Origin of the sequence: Yersinia sp. 2545 StPb PI (genome assembly GCF_052217125.1) — a bacterium.
In the GTDB taxonomy this organism is placed as follows: domain Bacteria; phylum Pseudomonadota; class Gammaproteobacteria; order Enterobacterales; family Enterobacteriaceae; genus Yersinia; species Yersinia enterocolitica_E.
This window is the reverse complement of record NZ_JAZGPY010000001.1, coordinates 920,208-941,357: the sequence shown is the minus strand read 5'-3', so window position 1 is coordinate 941,357 and position 21,150 is coordinate 920,208. Positions and strand designations below refer to the sequence as shown.

The window sequence follows — 21,150 nt, the reverse complement described above, 5'->3', positions numbered from 1 at the left end:
CTTAACTTAACCTCTTTTACGGCGATAAGCGGGCGGTACCCGTGGTGGAATAACCTCCTGCACAGGCATTACGGTTGCAGCAAATTCTTTCATCACACGACGATAAACATCACGTTTAAAAGAGACCACCTGACGCACCGGATACCAATAACTGACCCAGCGCCAGCCATCAAACTCCGGGGTACTGCTACGTTGCATGTTGATATCGGCTTCATTACACATTAACTGTAGTAGAAACCATCGTTGTTTTTGGCCGATGCACACCGGCTTTGTATCCCAACGCACCAAACGCTTTGGTAATTTGTAACGTAACCAGTTACGGGTTGAAGCCAGAATTCGGACATCCTTTTTGTTAAGTCCTACCTCTTCAAAAAGTTCGCGATACATTGCCTGCTCTGGTGTTTCACCGGGGTTTATTCCCCCTTGTGGGAACTGCCAAGAGTGCTGACCGTAACGCCTGGCCCACAACACTTCTCCCTGCCGATTACAAATTACGATACCCACGTTCGGGCGGTAGCCATCATCATCGATCACCGGACTACCTCGATAAGCTTAAAACTCAAAGATGCTCTGATTGTTTCACACTAGCAACAGGCGGTAAACCACTGCTTATCAGCCAGCTAAACCTGATAACTCGGGGATAACTCACAGATATAAGCAAAGTTATGAACACCCTCAGGGCTACGCACGACATTTTATTCACTTTTTCTGTGGATATAGGTGTGTAGAACTCTAGGGAAAAGTAGGTACAACTCATTTTAACGCAATTATACGACAAAAATATCTAAAAAAATAAATGATTAATTTCAACAAAATAACAGGTTTCCCACAGGTTTTCACGGCAGTAATATGTGATCTATCTCCGTTTTGGATCTGTAGCTGGCTAAAGATCCATCAATGTAGTTTTTATCCACAGATAATGCGTCAAAGTTATGCAAAAAAGAGTAAAACTCGCAAAAAAAGCCGTCGTCAAGGCTGTAAATTGAACCAGTGATCGGGATTTATTGGGGTTATCCCATAAATCTGTGGATAAATAGGTGTAAGATCCTGTTCATTATCGCTGTCAGTAGGTGCACAAGATAATTAGAATAAAAGTATTTCATCCATGAGAGGAAAGAAAACTTCCGTTAAATCATGCTATTATTCATTCCATCCACAATGCATAACAATACATCTAGCGTCACTTTTAATTCAGCTTGTTTTTTAACCGACTTTAGCAGGTTTATCCCCATGTCTGTTTATTCACTGCCACCGGCACCACCCACTGATGAACATCAACTTTTTCAACGTGCTCAAGCTTTGTCAGGTTTTACCCTTGGCGAATTGGCAGCGCGTGCTCAATGGGTTATTCCGGCGGACTTAAAGCGGGTAAAAGGTTGGGTTGGTATGTTGCTGGAGTTTTATTTGGGGGCCAGTGCTGGCAGTAAACCTGAACAGGACTTTGCCGACATCGGCATTGAGCTGAAAACCATACCTATCAGCGCTCAGGGCAAACCATTGGAGACCACCTTTGTTTGTGTCGCCCCCCTGACCGGCAACAGTGGCATCACTTGGGAAAGCAGTCATGTGCGGCATAAACTGGCCCGAGTATTGTGGGTACCCGTAGAAGGAGAGCGGCAGATCCCGCTCGCGGAACGTAGAGTCGGCGCGCCTTTATTATGGAGCCCGAATGCGCAAGAAGAAGAACTACTGCGGCGTGACTGGGAAGAGTTAATGGACCTTATCGTTCTTGGCAAAGTAGAAACCATCACCGCTCGCCACGGTGAGGTACTCCAATTGCGCCCGAAGGCCGCCAATAGCCGTGCGTTAACTGAAGCCATCGGTGAAAAAGGGCAACCGATCATGACACTACCCCGTGGTTTTTATCTGAAAAAGACCTTTACTGGCCCGATGCTGGCCCGTCATTTCTTGTTGTAACCAGTGCGCTAGACTCCCTACTACAACACCAATTACTTTGACTCTGTTCCGATTAATAAATAAAAGCGTATAATTGTATTTTTGTGTTTCCGTAAGGTGTATAGGCGCAATGTTTGAATGGGTTGCCGATCCAAATGCCTGGTTGGCGCTAGGCACGCTGACTATCCTGGAGATTGTTCTTGGGATAGACAATATTATTTTCCTCTCTTTGGTGGTCGCAAAATTACCTAAAGCGCAACAAAACAGAGCCCGCCGTATTGGCTTGGCTGGGGCCATGTTAATGCGTCTCGCATTACTTGCTTCTATTGCCTGGGTTATCCGCCTGACCGAACCTCTGTTTACAGTGGCAGGCCACGGTGTCTCTATGCGGGACTTGATCCTGTTGTTAGGGGGGCTGTTCCTTATCTGGAAAGCCAGCAAGGAAATTCATGAAACCATTGAGGGGAGCGATACTGAACACACCAGTAATGTCAGCTCTTTCTTTGCGGCTATCGTGCAAATTATGCTGTTGGATATCATCTTTAGTCTGGATTCAGTGATAACAGCAGTTGGGCTGTCAGATCATCTGTTTATTATGATGGCTGCCGTGGTTATTTCTGTCGGCGTGATGATGTTTGCTGCCAGACCAATTGGTGAGTTTGTTAATCGCCATCCATCAGTCAAAATGCTGGCGCTCTCTTTCCTGATATTGGTCGGCTTCACGCTGATGTTGGAAAGTTTCCAGATCCACATTCCAAAAGGCTACATTTACTTCGCTATGTTCTTCTCAATGGGGGTTGAAACCCTGAATTTGATGCGCGGAAAAAAGAGTAAGCCAACTGATAAAAAAACATCTACTCAATAGATTTAAAGGTGCGAGAAGGCTGCTTGCAATAGAGAGGCCCAAGGATGGGCCGAGCAATACACTTGCAAGATAGCGGGTTCAACACCTTCCAGGAGCAGTTCACGGCCCCGTTTCCCACTTTTTTCTGTACTTTTCCCTTACACGCTTCCCCCAACTGCGGTGCTTCGATATAGTCGAATAAGGCAAGTTTTACTTATACCCAAAAAATTGGTGTTTCAGTAAGGCCAAACGAACACATCCTGAAGCAGTTATTCAAATAGAAAATTCGGGTGCGTGGGCGTAGCTAACGACGCTGCAATACCAACTACCAAAGGTATGGCCTGATAATTTCAGACATTAAGGAAGGTCGGCAATGCAATATCATCGTATCCCCCACAGTTCATTAGAAGTCAGCCTGCTGGGTCTGGGCACCATGACATTTGGTGAACAAAATAGTGAAGCCGATGCCCATGCGCAACTGGATTACGCCGTTGCGGCCGGTATTAACTTGATCGATACCGCAGAAATGTACCCAGTGCCCCCAAGGCCAGAAACCCAAGGGTTAACTGAGCAATACATTGGTAACTGGATAAAAGCACGCGGTGAGCGTGACAAAATCATTTTAGCCAGTAAAGTCTCCGGGCCATCACGCGGCAGCGATCAACCGATTCGCCCCAATATGGCACTGGACCGGAAAAATATCCGCATCGCGTTGGAAGATAGCCTTAGACGCCTCAATACTGATTATCTCGATATTTATCAGTTACATTGGCCACAACGTGAAACCAACTGTTTTGGTAAATTGAATTATCGCTACAGCGAACATACTGCAGTGGTCACCTTGCTTGAAACACTGGAAGCCCTGAACGAGCAGGTGCGGGCAGGGAAAATCCGTTATATCGGTGTATCAAATGAGACCCCATGGGGGGTGATGCGCTATCTGCAACTGGCAGAAAAACATGATTTACCGCGTATTGTCTCAATACAGAACCCCTACAGCCTGCTTAACCGCAGCTTTGAAGTTGGTTTGGCCGAGATAAGCCAACATGAAGGCATTGAGCTATTGGCTTATTCCAGCCTGGCCTTCGGCACCCTGAGCGGCAAATACCTTAATGGCGCAAAACCTACCGGCGCACGGAATACATTGTTCAGCCGTTTTACACGTTATACCGGGCCACAATCCGAGTTAGCGGTAGCGGAATATGTGGCACTGGCAAAACGTCATGGGCTGGACCCCGCACAGATGGCGCTGGCTTTCGTTCGCCAGCAACCGTTTGTGGCCAGTACACTGTTAGGTGCAACCACTCTGGAACAACTGAAAAGTAATATTGATAGCCAGAATGTCGTTCTGGAGCAGGAGGTGCTTAATGCATTGGAAGAAATCCACACCCGCTTTACCTTCCCTGCACCTTAAATTCAGTTGAGTTCAAATAGCAAAAAGGCCGCTAATGCGGCCTTAGACTACTGACAATAAATAATGCCGCACTCGGCGGCATTGATATTGACTATTATTCCATCACTTAGCCGCTTTACGGCGCAGTTGCTGCCACTGCCAGCCCCATAGCAACGCAATCGCCAGCGCGAAGAGCACACCGAAACCAACGCCAACCGCGACGACCGGCGCGCCCAGCTTTACTACCACCGAGTACAGCCCCAGCATCAACAACATTGCGGTATTCTCACCCAGATTTTGCACTGCAATGGCATTCCCGGCGCCCACACTTTGTTTGCCGCGCTCTTGTAACAAGGCATTGAGCGGTACGACAAAGAAACCGCCTAAGATCCCGATAATAATCAACAGTAAATAGGCCATTGGCATACTGTGTTGCAGTGAGAATACCGCCACCACCACACCAATTAATACCCCCGCCGGTAAACAGCGTTTTACTGTTTTAAGTGTCACGAAACGTGCCGCAGCACCCGCGCCAATCACAATCCCAATCGCCACCATGGCATTTAACAGCGTCGGGGTGGCGTTATCGGCAATCCCCAATGCTACCGGCACCCATAGCACCAGCAGGAAGCGCAACGTGACCCCTGCGCCCCAGAACAGGCTGGTCCCCGCCAGTGAGAAGCGAGTTTCGCCATCCCGCCACAGAATGCGGCATGCGGCAAAAAAACTGCCGGTCATGGCCCGTGGCCGCCATGAGCTGCCGGTTCGGGCAGCAGCCAGATGTGGGATAAATAGATTAGCCACCACCGCAATGGCATACACCAGCGCACAGACACTCAATGCCGCGATCAGATGCCAATCAGCCAGCACCCCACCGGCGACTGAACCGAGTAAAATAGCCGCAATAGTTGATGCCTCCATCATACCGTTGGCTTTAACCAACTGCTCGCCGGAAGTGATTTCTCCCAAGATGCCATATTTAGCTGGTGAATAAGCCGCGGCCCCGACTCCAACCAGGCTGTAACCAAGAAATGGATTCAGACCAAAACAGATAACTAATGCACCAGCCAACTTCAGGCCATTCGCGACCATCATCACACGCCCTTTGGCAAAGCTATCAGCCACTTGCCCGACAAACGGAGCCAGGATGATATAAGTGGCCACAAAGGCCATTTGCAAGATAGGCTGGCTCCAGTCGGGATATAACTGCTGCTTAATTAATGCCAAGGTGGCAAAAAGCAGTGCATTATCACCAAAAGCTGAGAAAAACTGAGCGCCAAGTACAGCGATCATTCCTCTGGAGAGCAAAGGCTTATCTGACAATGCTTGCTGACTCATTCGCTCATCTCCGCATCTTGTGCCATTTTAGTTAACGTAACAAAGTCAGGTTTACCACTCCCCAGTAGGGGTAATGCTTTCACCACTCTGATATCACGTGGAACTGCCAGTTCTGGCACCCCACCCTCACGTGCGGCTTTAATCAGCCGTTCGCGGGTAATTTCACTGTCAGTGGTAAACAGCACCAGTGCTTCTCCTTTGGCGCTGTCGGTTTTAGCCGCTGCGGCATGTTGCCCCTCGGGCGAGATACGTAATGCCAGTTGTTCGACACTCTCCAGTGATACCATTTCACCAGCTAATTTGGCAAAACGCTTCACCCGCCCGCGAATGGCGCAGAACCCCCGCTCATCGAGGGTGACAATATCACCGGTATCGTACCAACCCTCCTCACGCTCACCCTGAGCATTCTCCGCCGCCGGTTGTTCCAACACCCCCGGATGCTCTACGCGCAGATAACCGCGCATAATATTGGGGCCGCGCAATTGCAAACGCCCACCTTGCTCGATTCCCGGCACAGTTATCAAGCGCGCCTCCATACCAGGAAGAATGCGCCCAACGGTATTCACTTTCGCTGCCATCGGCACGTTAATCGCCACTACCGGCGCACATTCGGTGACGCCATACCCTTCCAGAATACGAATACCGAATTTGTCCTGCCAAATCTGTTTGGTGCTATCAGCCAGTTTTTCAGCCCCAGCCACCACATAACGCAACCGAGCAAAATCATAAGGATGAGCAAAGCGAGCATAGTTGCCCAAGAAAGTTGACGTGCCAAACAGCACGGTGCAGTTACGGTCATACACCAATTCTGGCACCACCCGATAATGCAGCGGGCTGGGATAAAGGAATACTCGGCTACCGGTCATCAGCGGAGTGAATAACCCCACCGTCAGGCCGAAAGCATGGAACAGCGGCAGCGAAGACATAAAGCGATCACGCGGGGTGAAATCAGCAATGGTGCGGATCTGCTCAACGTTAGCCAATATACTTGCATGAGAATGTACTACGCCTTTTGGGTTCCCCTCCGAGCCGGAAGTGAACAAAATCAGTGCGCTATCATCCGCCTGTTGTGGCAACATCGCCCGGCGCGGACAACATAAATGGAATAAAATCCACAATTTGTCGGTCAGCGTAACCGTGTCTTTTAAATCTTCCAGATAGACCCAATTTGCCTCAGTAACCTGTTCGGGCAAATGTGTCAGTTTGCCTTTTTCCAAAAACTGGCGCGAGGTGACGATGGTTTTCAACGACGCCGCAGTAATTGCACTCTTCAACCCTTTGGCACCCGAAGTGTAATTAAGCATTGCCGGAATACGGCCACGCAGAGAAGCACCAAAGATCGCCGCCGCAGTAATCGTCGCATTCGGTAATAACATCCCAACATGCTCGCCCTGCGCGGTGAAGCGTTGCAGGATACGGCTGACACCGAGGATTTTTTTCAGTAGCGTTTGATAACTGTCTTCTTTAAATGAAACATCCTCAATACAGGGTTTAAAACGCCCATAACGAGTTTGTGCCGATAACAACGCTTCAAACAGCGTTTCCCGTGGCACGATAGCCATACGCGCGGCCATCATAATGGCGTGTAAGTGTTCACCCGCCAACACCCGACGGTCACGGGCACGCGGCGCTTGCGGCATGGGTAACGTGGTCGCAGGCAAAACATGAATGCTGATTTTTGGGAACCAGCGGAGTTTGAGCACATCACCCAAACGCCCAAAATGAGTAAATTCTGGCCCTTCCAAACGGATTGGGACGACCGTAGCGCCTGATTTGGCGGCAATAAATGCAGCACCATCATAGATTTTCATCAATGAGCCGGTCACGGTAATACGCCCTTCAGGGAACACCACGACTGGCCTGCCTTGTTCCACCATCCTGACCAAATGTTTGATAGCCATTGGCTTGGTAGGATCAAGTGCGACAAAATCGATATAAGGTTTTAGCCAGCGCATATACCAGCTCTCAGAAACACTGGTATAGACCGCAAAAACCGGCTTGATCGGCAGAAATAATGCGAGCAAAGCCCCATCAAGGAAAGAGACATGATTCGGCGTAATTATCAGTTTTTGATGGGTAAACTGATCCGTCACACCATCAATGGTGACACGAAATAATCGACGAAAAAGAGCACGCAATAAGCGATAACCCATGTTTATTTCCCTATAAGACAATGAATATGAAAAAGAGAGAATACTATAATAGTGGCTAAGAGGGGGCTGATAATCGCAACAGCAGGAAGAAATAAAAAAAAACCTACGCATCTGCGTAGGTTGGTGCAAATAAAAAACTGGCTTTTAACACACAGCGTATGTTGATTACTCACCAATTAATACCTCTGGGATGAACACTGTATCCGTTTCAGTGAAGCCACAGCCAGCAAGCAATCGCAACATTTACGTGCAAAGTGTAACCAGTAGTGAACATTGTCAGAAAGACGAAATAGGTTTGTAATTCATTGAGGTGCATTGCCAAAATAATGGGTGCTGCCGCTATCCCACCGGCAACACCCTAAGCCTGGCTAAGATAAAATTAGTACCGCGCCACCTCAACCAGACAACTCATTGCATTCGGGCCTTGAGTTAAACGCGAGGTACCAATGTCTAGCGTCAGAACGTTGGGGTTACCTGATTGTTCAACTTTATGCTGCTTGCCGCCGAAACCGGGATCAAACCAGGCCCCTGTTGCCATTAACACTACCCCTTGAGTAACACCATCAGTAATACGCACTCCCGCCAGACAATGACCCCGTAAGTTGCTGACCTGAACCTGACTGCCCTCAGTAATGTCACGTTTGGCTGCATCTTGTGGGTGCATATACAGCGTTTCACGGCCGGCAGTTTTATTCCCTTGCGCCAATGGTGCAGGATCAAGTTGGCTATGCAGACGATCCTCGGGTTGAATAGAGATCAGATGCAGCGGCCACTGCTCAGCTTGTGGTGCCCCTAACCACTCAACCGGTGGTTGCCACTCGGCATGAGGCGCAAAATCCTCATAGTGATAGCTGGCGATTTTCTCACTGAACAGCTCAATTTTGCCACTTGGCGTTTGCAGCGGATTAGTCTGTGGGTTTTCGCGAAAAGCATCAAAGAACACGAACTCCTTTGGCGGAGCAGGTAAATCAACATGGCCCCGTTGCCAGAAAGATTCAAAATCAGGCCATTCCACCCCGTGTGGCTGTTGTGCCACTCCGCACTCCTGGTAGATATGCCGAATCCAGGCCATTTCATCTCTATTTTCGGTAAATTCACTGCGATAACCCAGTCGTTCGGCCAGATCAGCGAAAATATCAAAATCGTTACGGGCCTGATGTTGTGGCGCAATCGCCTGATGCATCGCCAATACATAGCGATCCCGTGACGAGCCACCAATATCATTACGTTCCAGCGAACTGGTCACTGGCAGCACGATATCGGCCATTTTAGCCGCAGGTGTCCACCAGATATCCTGCACAATCACGGTGTCCGGCTTTTGCCACCCCTCCACCAGCCGATTCAATTGCTGATGATGGTGGAATGGATTGCCGCCAGCCCAATGCACTAAATGAATATCGGGGTAGGTATGGGTTTCCCCTTGGAACTGATACGGCTGCCCCGGTTGCAGCAACATGTCACAAATGCGGGCCACTGGAATAGCCAATCCAGAGGGGTTCTTACCCACTGGCATGCTTGGCCCCGGCGTGTCTATCCGCGGGTTACCCACACCGTTCATCGATCCATGACCAAATGAGAAGCCACCGCCGGGCAGCCCCACTTGCCCCAGCATGGCTGATAAGGCAATCACCATCCAGTAAGGTTGCTCACCACGGTGCGCGCGCTGTACTGAATAGGAACAGGTCATAAAGCTGCGAACACCGATAAGTTGCTGGGCTAACAGGGTAATTCTTGGTGCGGGAATACCGGTAATCTCGCTGGCCCACTCAGGGGTTTTAGCAATACCGTCATTCACCCCACGAATGTAATCAGCTAATTGCTCATAGCCCACGCAATGAGTAGCCAGAAAAGCCTCATCCTGCCCGTCAACACGTTGGATTTCATAAGCCAGCGCCAGCATCAGTGCTACATCTGTATTGGGACGAATCGGTATCCATTCGGCATTCACAAATGCCGGGCAATCATCCCGCATCGGGCTGATGTTAATCACTGGCGTGCCTTTTTGTGCCAGTTTTTCCAACCAGGGTTTTAATGAATGTTCCGCCGAGCCACCGGAAGAGACCTGAGCGTTTTTCAGTGCCAACCCGCCGAACGCAATAAACAGTTCACAATGCTCAACCACACTCGGCCATGATGTCACCCTGCCGGTCAACGGGCTAAAAGTACCAATCACATAAGGCAGAAAAAACTGTGCCGAGCCCCAACTGTAGTTGCCCAGTTGATCAACCCCGCCGCCGCCGCTGAAATAGAAACGCCGGACTAATGAACGCGCGTGATGTAAACGCCCGGCAGAAGACCAACCATAGGAGCCGGTAAATATCCCTGACGGGCCATAACGGTCCCTGACCCGGCGATTCTCTTGCGCCACTAAATCCAGCGCGACATCCCACTCCACCTCAACAAAGTCTTCCCGACCACGCAAAGTTCGATCACTTTTCTCTCGCTGCTGTAACCACGATCGGCGTATCGCCGGTTTGCGAATACGTTTATCGGAATAAACCATGGGTGTAATGGATTCCAACAACCGAGAAGGGTTGGGATCATTGGCAAATGGCTCGCAACGGATCAGTTTGCCATCTTCAACAACAGCGGTAAAAGCGCCCCAGTGGGCAAGCTGGGGGTAACGGATGATGGACATGGCTATCTCAGGCAATTAAATAGATCATAAAAATAACATTCAGCGGGCAGTAAGACCAAAGCACAATTTAGACTAAACATAATCGTTTTGTACTAACCGTTTCATTTGATGCGCTGGGTTAACCAAGGCAGGTCAAATCGAAACCTGTGGCTTGCGAAAACCACAGGTAATCGTGCTAATTGCTGTTTCTGTGATTTTTTCTCACCAAGTTGCGATCTTCCCCCCTTGCGGGCAACACCGTTTTCCGCAAAACTGAGGGATGTAAGCGATTACCCTGAAAATCTCTGGAAGAAAAATGGCCACTATTAAGGATGTTGCCAAGCTGGCGGGTGTTTCCGTCGCGACGGTATCTCGTGTTATCAATAATTCTCCCAAGGCCAGTGAGACATCACGTATGGCGGTCTGTAACGCCATGGAACAACTGCAATATCACCCAAACGCCAATGCGCGGGCACTGGCCCAGCAATCAACTGAAACGGTAGGCATGATTGTTTCTGATGTGTCAGATCCATTCTTTGGATCGATGGTCAAAGCTGTCGAACAAGTGGCCTATGCCACCGGAAATTTCTTGCTGATTGGTAACGGTTACCATGACGAAGAGAAAGAGCGTCAGGCCATCGAACAACTGATTCGCCATCGTTGTGCCGCCCTGGTGGTTCATGCCAAAAAACTGTCCGATGAAGAATTGACATCATTAATGGAACAGATCCCCGGTATGGTGTTGATTAACCGCACATTACCGGGTTTCGAAACCCGCTGTGTCGCATTAGATGACCGTTATGGTGCCTGGTTGGCAACCCGCCATCTGATTCAGCAAGGGCATAAACGCATCGCTATTATTTGCTCTAATCACCAAATTTCCGATGCCATTGATCGCCTACAAGGCTATTTGGACGCACTAAAAGAGTTTGAGATTCCGGTTGATGACCGCTTAATATCCTACGGTACGCCAGATGAGATTGGCGGCGAACAGGCCATGACCGACCTGCTCGGCCGTGGTAGACACTTCACGGCAGTTACCTGTTATAACGACTCCATGGCTGCTGGCGCATTGTCTGTTCTCAGCGACAACAGCATCGAAGTGCCGCAAGAGATCTCACTGATTGGTTTTGATGATGTATTAATTTCTCGTTATCTGCGCCCCCGGCTGACCACCATCCGCTACCCGGTCGTTGCGATGGCGACACAGGCCGCAGAATTGGCGCTGGCGCTGGCCAACCATACCCCGTTGCCAGAAATCACCAATATGTTCAGCCCAACGCTGGTCCGCCGCCATTCTGTCGCCAGCCCGCAAACGCCCGCAGATGACTGAGAACTGTCGATAACAAAGAGCTGCAACCCGCCTGCGCTATGCTAAACTGCCGCGATATCCGGCAGTTATGCCACAAAAATCGCCCACTACGCCGCACCCAACGAGAGTGCCACGCACGGCAGTTATCGTGTTATGACACGGGCCGACTGGGGCAATAGCTACCCAGCCAAGAGGTTTACGATTGATGATTACCATGTTGGATGTCTCTTTGCGCGCCGGTGTTTCCAAGGCCACTGTCTCCCGGGTATTAAACGGCACCGGGCAGGTGAAGGAAAGCACCCGTGAGGCGGTGTTTAAGGCGATGGACGAACTGGGTTACCGCCCTAATTTTCTAGCACAATCACTGGCCAACAGAAGCTCCAACAGCATCGGGTTAGTGGTTTCGAACTTTGAAGGCCCCTACTTTGGCCGTTTACTCCAGCAGGCTGCGAAACTGATTGAAGCCAGTGGTAAGCATTTGATCGTGACAGATGGCCACGATACGCCACAAGGCGAACAGCAGGCAGTTCAGTTACTGGCTGACCGTTGCTGTGATGCCATTATTCTTTACACTCGCTCAATGTCTGAAGTTGATTTAATGCAATTGCTTGCCAACGTTGCCGCCCCCTTGATGGTTATTAATCGTGATTTACCCCAAGCCCGTGAGCGCTGTGTGTTCTTCGAACAGCAACAAGCTGCATTTAATGCGGTTAATTATCTGATACAGCAAGGGCATCGTGATATTGCCTATATTACCGGGCCAATCACCACCTCCACGGCCCAATCCCGCCTTGCCGGTTATCAGCAAGCGCTGGAGGCGCACGGAATCGCGCTGAATGAAGATCTGATTATCCATGGAGATAGTGGCGTACCTGACGGTTATCAAGGATGTCAGGCGCTATTGGCACGCGATATTAGCTTCAGCGCGCTGTTTATCTACAATGATGATATGACTATCGGGGCGATGAAAGCCCTTAATCAGGCGGGGAAAAAGCTACCACAAGATGTTTCGTTATTTGGTTTTGATGACGAACCTACCGCACCTTACCTGCAACCGGCACTCTCAACTGTGTATCTGCCGATTGATGCGATGATTGAAGCCGCCATTACTCAGGCGTTGAAGCTGATTGCGGGCAAACCGGTGCTACCGCTGCCCCCTTTCATCGGTGAGTTAAAATTACGTGATTCGGTGGTACCAGGGCCCTATTACCGCTGAGGACGTTTGTATCAAATGCAAATAGGATCAAATGCAGGTAACCGATAGCCTTGAGTTATGTCTCTGGCTATCGGCTGAGGACTTTTTTGTATAAGCTAATTCAACCTATCCTTTTGATAACAAAGTCGTTAAATCTGCTCTAATGCAATAAGTTCTTCAATGGTTTGCCGACGGCGAATTAAGCGTGGCTGCCCCTGTTCGAACAGCACTTCCGGCAATAATGGGCGGCTGTTGTAGTTCGAAGACATCGACGCACCATAAGCCCCGGTATCGTGGAATACCAAATAATCACCAATTTTAGCGGCTGGCAATGCGCGGGTTTCCAATCCACCACCCGCTTCCTGGGTGAATACATCACCTGACTCGCACAGCGGGCCGCCAACTACCGTATCAATCAACGGTGCCGATGTGAGGTCGCGCTCATCAGCAGGCAGCAACGAAATATGGTGATAACTGCCATACATTGCTGGCCGCATCAAATCGTTAAATCCGGCATCCACCAACACATAGTGGCGACGGCCCATATTTTTAACAGCCCGCACCTGCGCCACCAAAACACCTGACTCTGCCACCAGAAAGCGGCCTGGCTCAATTTCCAGACTAACCGGATGACCGAGATGGGCAGCAATTTGCTCTCTGGCTTTATTCCATAAGCCATAATAATGTTCGGTATCAATCTCATCATCACCAAATTGATAAGGGATCGATAACCCACCACCGGCAGAGATAGCGCTGATATCCTGCCCCAGTGCAATCACCTGCTGAACCATGGCATCACAAACTTGCTCCAGATGTTGATAATCAACACCAGAACCAATATGCATATGAACACCCACCAGCGTTAAACCATATTTTTTAATTTTCTCAATAGCTTGTGGTAAATCTTGATGCCAGATACCGTGTTTGCTGTTCTCACCGCCAGTATTGGTTTTTTGGCTATGACCATGGCCAAAACCCGGATTTATCCGCAACCAAACGGGGTGCCCTGGGGCATGTTGCCCCAGTTGATCTAGCATGTCGATTGAACCGGCATTGACCGGAATGTTTAATTCAGTCACCCGTAATAACGTGGCCTGATCCAGCAGATCTGCGGTAAATACGATCTCGGCCGGTTCCTGCCCCGGCTGGAAGCCAGCATGTATCGCACGTTCTATCTCACCCAACGAGACTGAATCGACTTTGACACCCTGCTCACGCATCAAACCGAGAATATGAATATTCGAACAGGCTTTCTGGGCAAAACGAATAACATCAAAGTTTCGTAATTGGTTGATTCGTTTAACAATAATCTCACCATCATACGCCCACACCGGGCAGCCAAATTGCTCAGGCAGAGCCAGCAGATTGTGGGCAGTCAGTGCCGAAGTGGTGTCATAAAGTGTGCGCGGCATAGGTTTTTCCTAATAATTGTTCATCAATATGTTGGGCGAAAAAAATGATTTCGCTGATACCTCATTATTAGCAACTGAATACCTGTTAGGAAAATATCTATTTACCGTGAGTCTATTCATTTATGATATGGCTTTCAGTAAACCGTCGCCACTTCAGGAGTGTTGTGATGCCCACCATTTCCCTACGACAAATCGAGATTTTTCATGGTGTCATGACCACCGGTAACCTGACTGAAGCCGCCTTATTACTCCAGACATCCCAACCCACCGTTAGCCGTGAACTGGCCCGCTTTGAGCAATTAGTCCAATTAACACTCTTCGAGCGTGTACGTGGCCGCCTCTATCCCACAGTACAAGGCTTGCGGCTATTTGAAGAGGTACAACGCTCTTATTACGGTCTTGATCGCATCCGACAAGCTGCTGAGGGTATTCGTCAATTCCAACAGGCGCAGCTTTCTATTGCCTGCCTACCGGTCTTTTCTCAATCGCTGCTACCCGCCGTGTGCAAACCCTTTATTGACCGCTACCCGGAAGTCAGTCTGAGCATCATCCCGCAGGAATCGCCCCTACTGGAAGAGTGGCTTTCAGCTCAGCGTCATGACCTTGGTCTGACAGAAAACACCCAGACTCCTGCCGGTACGTTGCGCCATCCTCTGATGACCGTGAATGAGATTTGCGTATTGCCCAGTGACCATCCGTTGCGGGATAAATCACTACTGACACCACAAGACTTCCAGGGTGAAAACTTTATCAGCTTGTCCGTTACCGACAGTTATCGCCAATTATTGGATAAACTATTTATTGAACAAAGCGTTAGCCGAAGGTTAGTGCTGGAAACCCACAGTGCTGCATCGGTCTGCGCCATGGTACGGGAAGGGGTGGGGGTATCGATTGTCAATCCACTCACGGCATTAGACTATATTAGCAAAGGGGGCGCTGAAGGTGTGTGCGTGCGGCCATTCAGCGTCGAAATCCCTTTTACTATCAGTTTGATACAACCGAAACATCGCCCATCATCTACTTTGGTAGATACGTTTATCGAGCATTTAAAGCAGCAGGCCATCACTTTCCAGCAGCGCCTAACCCAAGTGATTACCCAACAATATTAAGTTTTCGCAACGGGCCTAAACAGCTTTCACCTTACCGGCCCGCGCCCGGGAGAAGGTAAACAGACACAGTAGCAGCCCCATCACCGCCAGTGCTGCGGCGGCAAAGGGCACTGCGGTTAAACCTAACCCACGAGCAATCACCACACCACCAACCCATGCCCCTAAAGCATTGCCGACATTAAAGGCGGCAATATTCAGGGTCGACACCAGATTAGGTGCTTTTTTACCATAGGTAACCACATTGATTTGTAGTGCAGGTACTGCTGAGAAAGCTGCCGCTGACCATAGAAACAGCGTCACTTCTGCTGCCAATAATGAATAGCTGGTCCAACTGAACAAGGCAGAAAACAGCGCGATTAACAGGAAAGTCATCGTCAGACTGACGGAAAGGTGCCAATCGGCCAGCCGCCCCCCGACAATATTGCCCAATGTCAGACCAACCCCCATCAGCAACAATGTCCAACTGACACCATGTTCCGAAACCTGCGTCACTTCTGTCAGAATGGGGGCGATGTAAGTAAAGAGAGCAAACATAGCGGCGGCAAAAAAGACCGTCATCAATAAAGATAGCCAGATTCCCCCTCCGCGCAATGCGGCTATCTCTTTACGCAGTTCGGTCGGGGCCTCCTCCTGAGAAGAAGGTAATTTGCTGTAAAGGGCGGCCAGTGAGAATAAACCGATGACTGAAACCACCCAGAATGTTGAGCGCCAACCGAAGGCCTGCCCCAGCGCGGTCCCTAGGGGCACGCCCAACACATTGGCCAGCGTCAGGCCAGTAAACATCAGTGCCACCGCCGAAGCTCGTCGATTCGGCGCCACCAGATTGGCGGCAACCACGGCACCAATCCCAAAGAAAGCACCATGACACAGCGCCGTTATCACTCTGGCCAGCATCAGGAAATCATAGTTGTATGCCAGAGCACACATCAGGTTACCGATAATAAAGATCACCATTAATAGTAATAATGTCTTTTTACGTGGCAACTTTGCGGTCAGAACTGCCATGATAGGTGCGCCAATTGCCACTCCCAGCGCATAACCACTGATTAACCAACCGGCAGTTGGAATCGAGATATGTAAGTCACCCGCCACCTGAGGTAGCAGCCCCATAATGACAAATTCGGTGGTACCAATAGCAAAAGCACTCAGTGCCAATGCCAGCAGCGCAACAGGCATAATACCAGCTCCCAGTCAGACAATATCAGCTCGCAGTAGATAGCGGGCAAAACAAATTGTTGCCGATAATGGTTAATTAACCGGCACCATGTAGTGAGTCACAGAAGAGGCGAAACCGTGAGCATCGCCAAAAACGCAGTAATAACCTTATAAATTATAATTGTTTATTTTCTTAACTAACTAAATAGAAATAGCATGAGTTGAGGAATACTGACTAGTAGTGAACAAGGTTATAAATAGCGGAGTAACTAAAAAGGCAGCATTTGCTACGTATAATGCTATGAAATAAAAGTAATTTATAGGCATCACCGATCACAAAAATATGTTTGAGAATGTAACTCACCGCTATAGCGTCAAGAAAGCAGAGTTAAGCCAATGGGGATTGGTTGCAAACCACTCCACGAGAAAATCTAACATTGTCCTTAATGTTGCTGGCATGTGCCGCCGTGAAGTATAGATACCGTAAATACCCATTGCTTGCGGCTGATAACCCGGTAATAAGCTGACCAAATCGCCTCGGGCGATATAGGGGGCGGCAGAATAACTGGGTTGCAGAGTAATCCCGGCCCCGTCCAACGCACCACTTAGCAAAACTACTGACTCATTGGCACTCAAATTGCCACTGACTGCAACGGCTGATTTTTCGCCCTGTAAATCAAAATGCCACAAACTTTTGCCAAAATATGAGTATGTCAGGCAGTTATGTACTGCCAAATCATAGGGTATTTTGGGTATTCCGTTGGCTGACAGGTAGGCCGGAGAGGCACAGACAACGGAATGGCACATGGAAAGTGGCCGTGCAATTAAATTCGGGTCTAACTCATTGGTTATACGCAATGCTAAATCAATGCGTTCTTCTACCAGATTGACTGCCCGGTTATTGATTTGTAAATCAACCGCGACCTGGGGATAACGGCGTAAATAGTCAGTGACAGCAATCACCAAAGCACTCTGCCCAAGAGACTGAGAACAACTGATTCGCAATAAACCGCGCAATTCATCACTGCCTTGCCCTGCAATCACATCCATCTCTTGGGCAAACTCAAGCATACGTCGGCAACGTTCAAGGGTGGTTTCGCCAGCATGGGTCAGGCTCAGTTTTCGTGTTGTCCGATGTAACAGCCGCGCCCCCGCCCACTGCTCCATCTCAGCCAGATAGCGTGTCACCATCGCCCGTGACATCTCTAATGCTTCGGCGGCAGCAATCATACTGCCACGCTCGACAATCGCGACAAAAACCTCAGCAGCAGTGATCCTATCCATTATTAGCTCGATTTAAGCAACAAACAGTTGCTCATTATCAGGTTTTTCTATCGAACGATGCAATCTATTATCTAACCCATACCCCAGTCATCCTCAGGAAAACCGATATGTTTAACAAAACGCTATTACAAATGACCTTTGCCGGCCTGGCAACCTTCGCAGCCGTAGCAAACGCAAGTGCTGTCGAACAACTCAAAATGGAAGTCTATAATCCAGGCGAAAAGAGCATCTTCCCAGTCTCTTCTGAGATTATCAGCGGCAAAACCGAAGTGGTTCTGATTGATGCGCAATTTCAGCGCAATGACGCCGAAGCACTGGTGAAGAAAATCCAGCAAAGTGGCAAAAAACTGACCACCATTTATATCAGCCAAGCCGATCCTGATTTCTATTTCGGTCTGGATGTCATCACAAAAGCATTCCCACAAGCCAAGGTACTAGCCACACCCCAGACCATTGAAGAAATAGAAGCGACCAAAGACGGCAAAATGGCCTATTGGGGATCGATTCTAAAAGAAAATGCGCCTACCCGGATAATTGTTCCGCAAGCACTACAGGGCAAGAGTTTCACTATCGATGGGCAAAACATTGATGTTGAAGGGCTAGACGGCCCATCACCTGAAAAGACATTTGTCTGGATCCCATCCTTGAAAGCTGTTGTTGGCGGTGTCGCTGTCTCCGGTAATATCCATTTATGGGTCGCGGATACTCAAACCGCAGAATCACGCCAGCACTGGCTAACAACATTGGAAAAGATTAAAGCACTCAAACCAGTGACCGTGGTTCCTGGGCATTATCTCGATAACGCGCCACAAACATTGGCATCAGTGACCTTTACTCAGAACTATTTAACCACACTGAATACAGAGATTCCTAAGGCGAAGGATTCCGCAGCACTGATTGCGGCGATGAAAAAACACTATCCAGAGTTGAAAGATGAATCTAGCTTGGAGTTAAGTGCTAAGGTACTGAAAAACGAGATGAAATGGCCGCAATAAGCGGCGCTTAAAATGAATCAGTACGGCATTACCCTGTCATCAACCAAAGTGCCAGAAGGCGGTAACTTGAATGGTGACGGGGACTAAGAGGAGAACATAATGACCCCGCTAACTTTACATTACATTTTCGACCCTTTATGCGGTTGGTGCTATGGCGCAGCGCCATTGGTGCAAGCCGCACAAAGCATTCCTGATCTGACACAGGTACTGCACGGTGGTGGGATGATGTCTGGACCGAATCGTCGCCAGATAGATAGCCAATGGCGTGGTTATGTGATGCCTCATGACAAACGTATTGCCGAACTCACCGGACAAACGTTTGGTAAGGCTTATTTTAATCACTTGCTGAATGATACTTCAGCGATTATGGATTCCACGCCACCTATTGCCGCCATTTTAGCGGCTGAACAATTGGCCGGACAAGGCGCGGATATGCTCCATCAAATCCAGCAAGCTCATTACGTAGAGGGCCGCCGTATCGCCGACACCTCGGTATTAATTGAACTTGCCACTGATATTGGGTTAAGCCGGACAGCATTTATCAACGCATTCAGTTCCGCCCAGACAGCATCGACTCAGCATATTGCTGATAGTCGCGCCTTACTGGCGAGGGTGCATGGACACGGCTTCCCAACCTTTGTGCTACAAGATAGGCAGGGAAAACTGTCCGCCCTACCCGCAAATGAATATTACGGTGATCCAATTGGCTGGACCAAGATGCTGAAAAGCATGCTGGTGCACTAAAAGTTGGCAGGGGCCGCTTCATAACAACCTTGAGCCGACCGCCCAGTAGTCGGTAAACAAAAACGAGCAACAGATTGATTGAGCTGGAATGCTTGTTTTTGTAATACCTCCGATGCACCGGTGGATTGCTGGGCTAACTCAGCATTCAATTTTGTCACTTCATTAATCATCCCCACTTGTGTGGTTATCCCCTCAATACCTTGACTCTGATCGTGTGATGCAGCAGATATTTCCGCCATCAAATCAGTCACCTTTTTAACTGCATCAATAATAGCCCGTAAGTTATCACCTGACCGCGCTACCAAACCGCTCCCTGTGGAGATAGAGCTGGATGAATTATGAATAAGCCGCTTAATATTCAGCGCGGAATTGCCACTTTGATGTGCCAACAAGCCAACCTCTCGTGCTACAACGGAGAAACCGCGCCCATGCTCACCGGCGTGCGCTGCTTCAATGGCAGCATTTAATGCTAAAATATTGGTCTGAAAAGCCACCGATTCGATGAGCGTAATAATTGCCGTTATTTCCTGCGAACCGGCAGAAATATCAGCCATTGATACCACGACGCTAGACATCATTTCCCCGCCTTCACGGGCGATAACGCCGGTTTCATTAGCCAGAAGATTGGCTTGATCGGCACTCATCGTGTTCTGTTTTACCCGGGTAGTGAGCTGATACATGCTTTGTGTTGTTGCGGCCAGTGATTGTGCTTGCGACTGTGTTTGCTCAGCAAGACGATGGCTATCTGCGGCGATTTGATTAACACCTGTCAGGATGATTTCTGCACCTGCGCGAACCTGACTCACCAAGACAATTAAGCCTTGTTGCATTTGGCATATGCTATCAGCCAATTGACGAGCCTCGCGGCTGGTAAACGATGAATATGTAATCTGGCGTGATAAATCACCGGCGGCAATAATGTTAATATGGGAAATAAGGTCATTAAGTGGCCGGATAATTAAGCGTGTAACACCGAGCCAAACCGAAAAGGCAAGGCACAGCAATACCGCCAATGCTGTAATAACCCCCTGCTTTGCTGACGATAAGGACGATAATAGCTGGCTATCCATTACAGCCCGATTACTCTCACTTTGCTGCAAATAGTGGTAATACTTTTCGGTAAAATCACTTTGAAAGCCTTGTATCGGGACTTCAAAAAACCGATCAATATTACTGTTCTTTGACAACCCCTGCCCAAGCTCAGTCAAACCTTGATATAACTGCTGATAACTTTCCTTTAATGCAATGAATTCTGGTCGTTTATCGTGAACAGAAAGAAGTAATAACTCACGATAATTTTGCTGTGACTGCTGCATAGATTGCAGTGCTTCATTCAAAAGACTATGCCAGCTCCCCTCAGAACCGGTCTCTTTGTCCTCCATATAATAGATACCGGCCCGATTGAATTTGTCGCTAGCAATTAATAGCTCCATTCTGGCGCGATCCATCAACACTTCTTGCTGATGGCTATAGTGCGTTTTTTCAACATTAACGGTGGTACTATCCAATATATGAGATAAATACCCGATGGAAAATAACTGCAATAAGGAGAAAAGGCTAATAACGAGTATTAGACCAAACAATATACCGATTTTTCCATCGGAGATTGGGCCTAATCCTTTAACATGCGAGAGAAGCCTTATAACAAACAACCTGATGTGATATAACATTATTTTTACACCGACGATAATTAATATACCAAC

General features: G+C 48.8%; 16 protein-coding genes. 8 read left to right on the top strand and 8 right to left on the bottom strand.

Annotated features, from left to right (window positions below; all coding sequences use genetic code 11):
- Positions 1-6 precede the first annotated feature (6 nt).
- On the bottom strand, positions 7-534 hold the full coding sequence (gene rppH, locus V1955_RS04090; RefSeq protein WP_083162862.1) for an RNA pyrophosphohydrolase: 528 nt from the start codon (positions 532-534) through the stop codon (positions 7-9).
- Positions 535-1,230: 696 nt separating this feature from the next.
- Between rppH and mutH the strand changes: the two genes are divergently transcribed.
- From mutH to V1955_RS04075, 3 genes are all read left to right on the top strand, one after another.
- Complete coding sequence (mutH, locus tag V1955_RS04085; protein ID WP_050073625.1) at positions 1,231-1,917, top strand: DNA mismatch repair endonuclease MutH; 687 nt, start codon at positions 1,231-1,233, stop codon at positions 1,915-1,917.
- Positions 1,918-2,026: 109 nt separating this feature from the next.
- Positions 2,027-2,761, top strand: a complete 735-nt coding sequence (locus V1955_RS04080) for a TerC family protein (protein WP_083162858.1) — start codon at positions 2,027-2,029, stop codon at positions 2,759-2,761.
- A 352-nt stretch (positions 2,762-3,113) separates the two neighbouring features.
- Complete coding sequence (locus V1955_RS04075) at positions 3,114-4,154, top strand: NADP(H)-dependent aldo-keto reductase (RefSeq protein ID WP_372559792.1); 1,041 nt, start codon at positions 3,114-3,116, stop codon at positions 4,152-4,154.
- Positions 4,155-4,256: 102 nt separating this feature from the next.
- On the opposite strand, the gene lplT is transcribed toward V1955_RS04075, so the two are convergent.
- The 3 genes from lplT to V1955_RS04060 form a co-directional block, all read right to left on the bottom strand.
- Positions 4,257-5,471, bottom strand: coding sequence for a lysophospholipid transporter LplT (lplT, locus tag V1955_RS04070; protein ID WP_442820568.1), 1,215 nt, complete (start codon positions 5,469-5,471; stop codon positions 4,257-4,259).
- The gene (aas, locus tag V1955_RS04065) at positions 5,468-7,624 is read right to left on the bottom strand and encodes a bifunctional acyl-ACP--phospholipid O-acyltransferase/long-chain-fatty-acid--ACP ligase (RefSeq protein WP_083162852.1); all 2,157 of its coding nucleotides are present in this window, start codon (positions 7,622-7,624) and stop codon (positions 5,468-5,470) included. Before aas ends, lplT begins: the two co-directional genes overlap by 4 nt.
- Positions 7,625-8,003: 379 nt before the next feature.
- The gene (locus tag V1955_RS04060) at positions 8,004-10,262 is read right to left on the bottom strand and encodes a molybdopterin guanine dinucleotide-containing S/N-oxide reductase (protein WP_083162850.1); all 2,259 of its coding nucleotides are present in this window, start codon (positions 10,260-10,262) and stop codon (positions 8,004-8,006) included.
- Positions 10,263-10,557: 295 nt separating this feature from the next.
- On the opposite strand from V1955_RS04060, the gene galR reads away from it, so the two are divergent.
- Together galR and V1955_RS04050 are read left to right on the top strand one after the other, a co-directional pair.
- Positions 10,558-11,574, top strand: a complete 1,017-nt coding sequence (galR, locus tag V1955_RS04055) for an HTH-type transcriptional regulator GalR (protein ID WP_083162848.1) — start codon at positions 10,558-10,560, stop codon at positions 11,572-11,574.
- A 184-nt stretch (positions 11,575-11,758) separates the two neighbouring features.
- Complete coding sequence (locus tag V1955_RS04050; protein WP_372569558.1) at positions 11,759-12,769, top strand: LacI family DNA-binding transcriptional regulator; 1,011 nt, start codon at positions 11,759-11,761, stop codon at positions 12,767-12,769.
- A gap of 128 nt (positions 12,770-12,897) precedes the next feature.
- On the opposite strand, the gene lysA is transcribed toward V1955_RS04050, so the two are convergent.
- Positions 12,898-14,160 carry a diaminopimelate decarboxylase gene (gene lysA, locus V1955_RS04045; RefSeq protein WP_420073027.1) on the bottom strand — a complete coding sequence of 421 codons (1,263 nt, stop codon included), beginning with the start codon at positions 14,158-14,160 and terminating at the stop codon, positions 12,898-12,900.
- 167 nt (positions 14,161-14,327) lie between these two features.
- On the opposite strand from lysA, the gene V1955_RS04040 reads away from it, so the two are divergent.
- Positions 14,328-15,269, top strand: coding sequence for a LysR family transcriptional regulator (locus V1955_RS04040; RefSeq protein WP_083162840.1), 942 nt, complete (start codon positions 14,328-14,330; stop codon positions 15,267-15,269).
- A 15-nt stretch (positions 15,270-15,284) separates the two neighbouring features.
- On the opposite strand, the gene V1955_RS04035 is transcribed toward V1955_RS04040, so the two are convergent.
- Both V1955_RS04035 and V1955_RS04030 read right to left on the bottom strand, forming a co-directional pair.
- A complete protein-coding gene (locus tag V1955_RS04035) occupies positions 15,285-16,445 on the bottom strand; it encodes an MFS transporter (protein ID WP_083162838.1) in 1,161 nt (386 codons plus the stop codon).
- 345 nt (positions 16,446-16,790) lie between these two features.
- A complete protein-coding gene (locus V1955_RS04030) occupies positions 16,791-17,708 on the bottom strand; it encodes a LysR family transcriptional regulator (RefSeq protein WP_442820567.1) in 918 nt (305 codons plus the stop codon).
- Between the two features lie 107 nt (positions 17,709-17,815).
- On the opposite strand from V1955_RS04030, the gene V1955_RS04025 reads away from it, so the two are divergent.
- Positions 17,816-18,703, top strand: a complete 888-nt coding sequence (locus V1955_RS04025) for an MBL fold metallo-hydrolase (protein ID WP_442820566.1) — start codon at positions 17,816-17,818, stop codon at positions 18,701-18,703.
- Between the two features lie 99 nt (positions 18,704-18,802).
- Entirely contained in the window at positions 18,803-19,447 is a 645-nt protein-coding gene (locus tag V1955_RS04020; RefSeq protein ID WP_442820565.1) for a DsbA family protein, read from the top strand.
- Here the strand turns inward: V1955_RS04020 and V1955_RS04015 are convergent.
- A complete protein-coding gene (locus tag V1955_RS04015; RefSeq protein WP_083162830.1) occupies positions 19,444-21,117 on the bottom strand; it encodes a methyl-accepting chemotaxis protein in 1,674 nt (557 codons plus the stop codon). The genes V1955_RS04020 and V1955_RS04015 overlap by 4 nt on opposite strands.
- Positions 21,118-21,150: the final 33 nt, after the last annotated feature.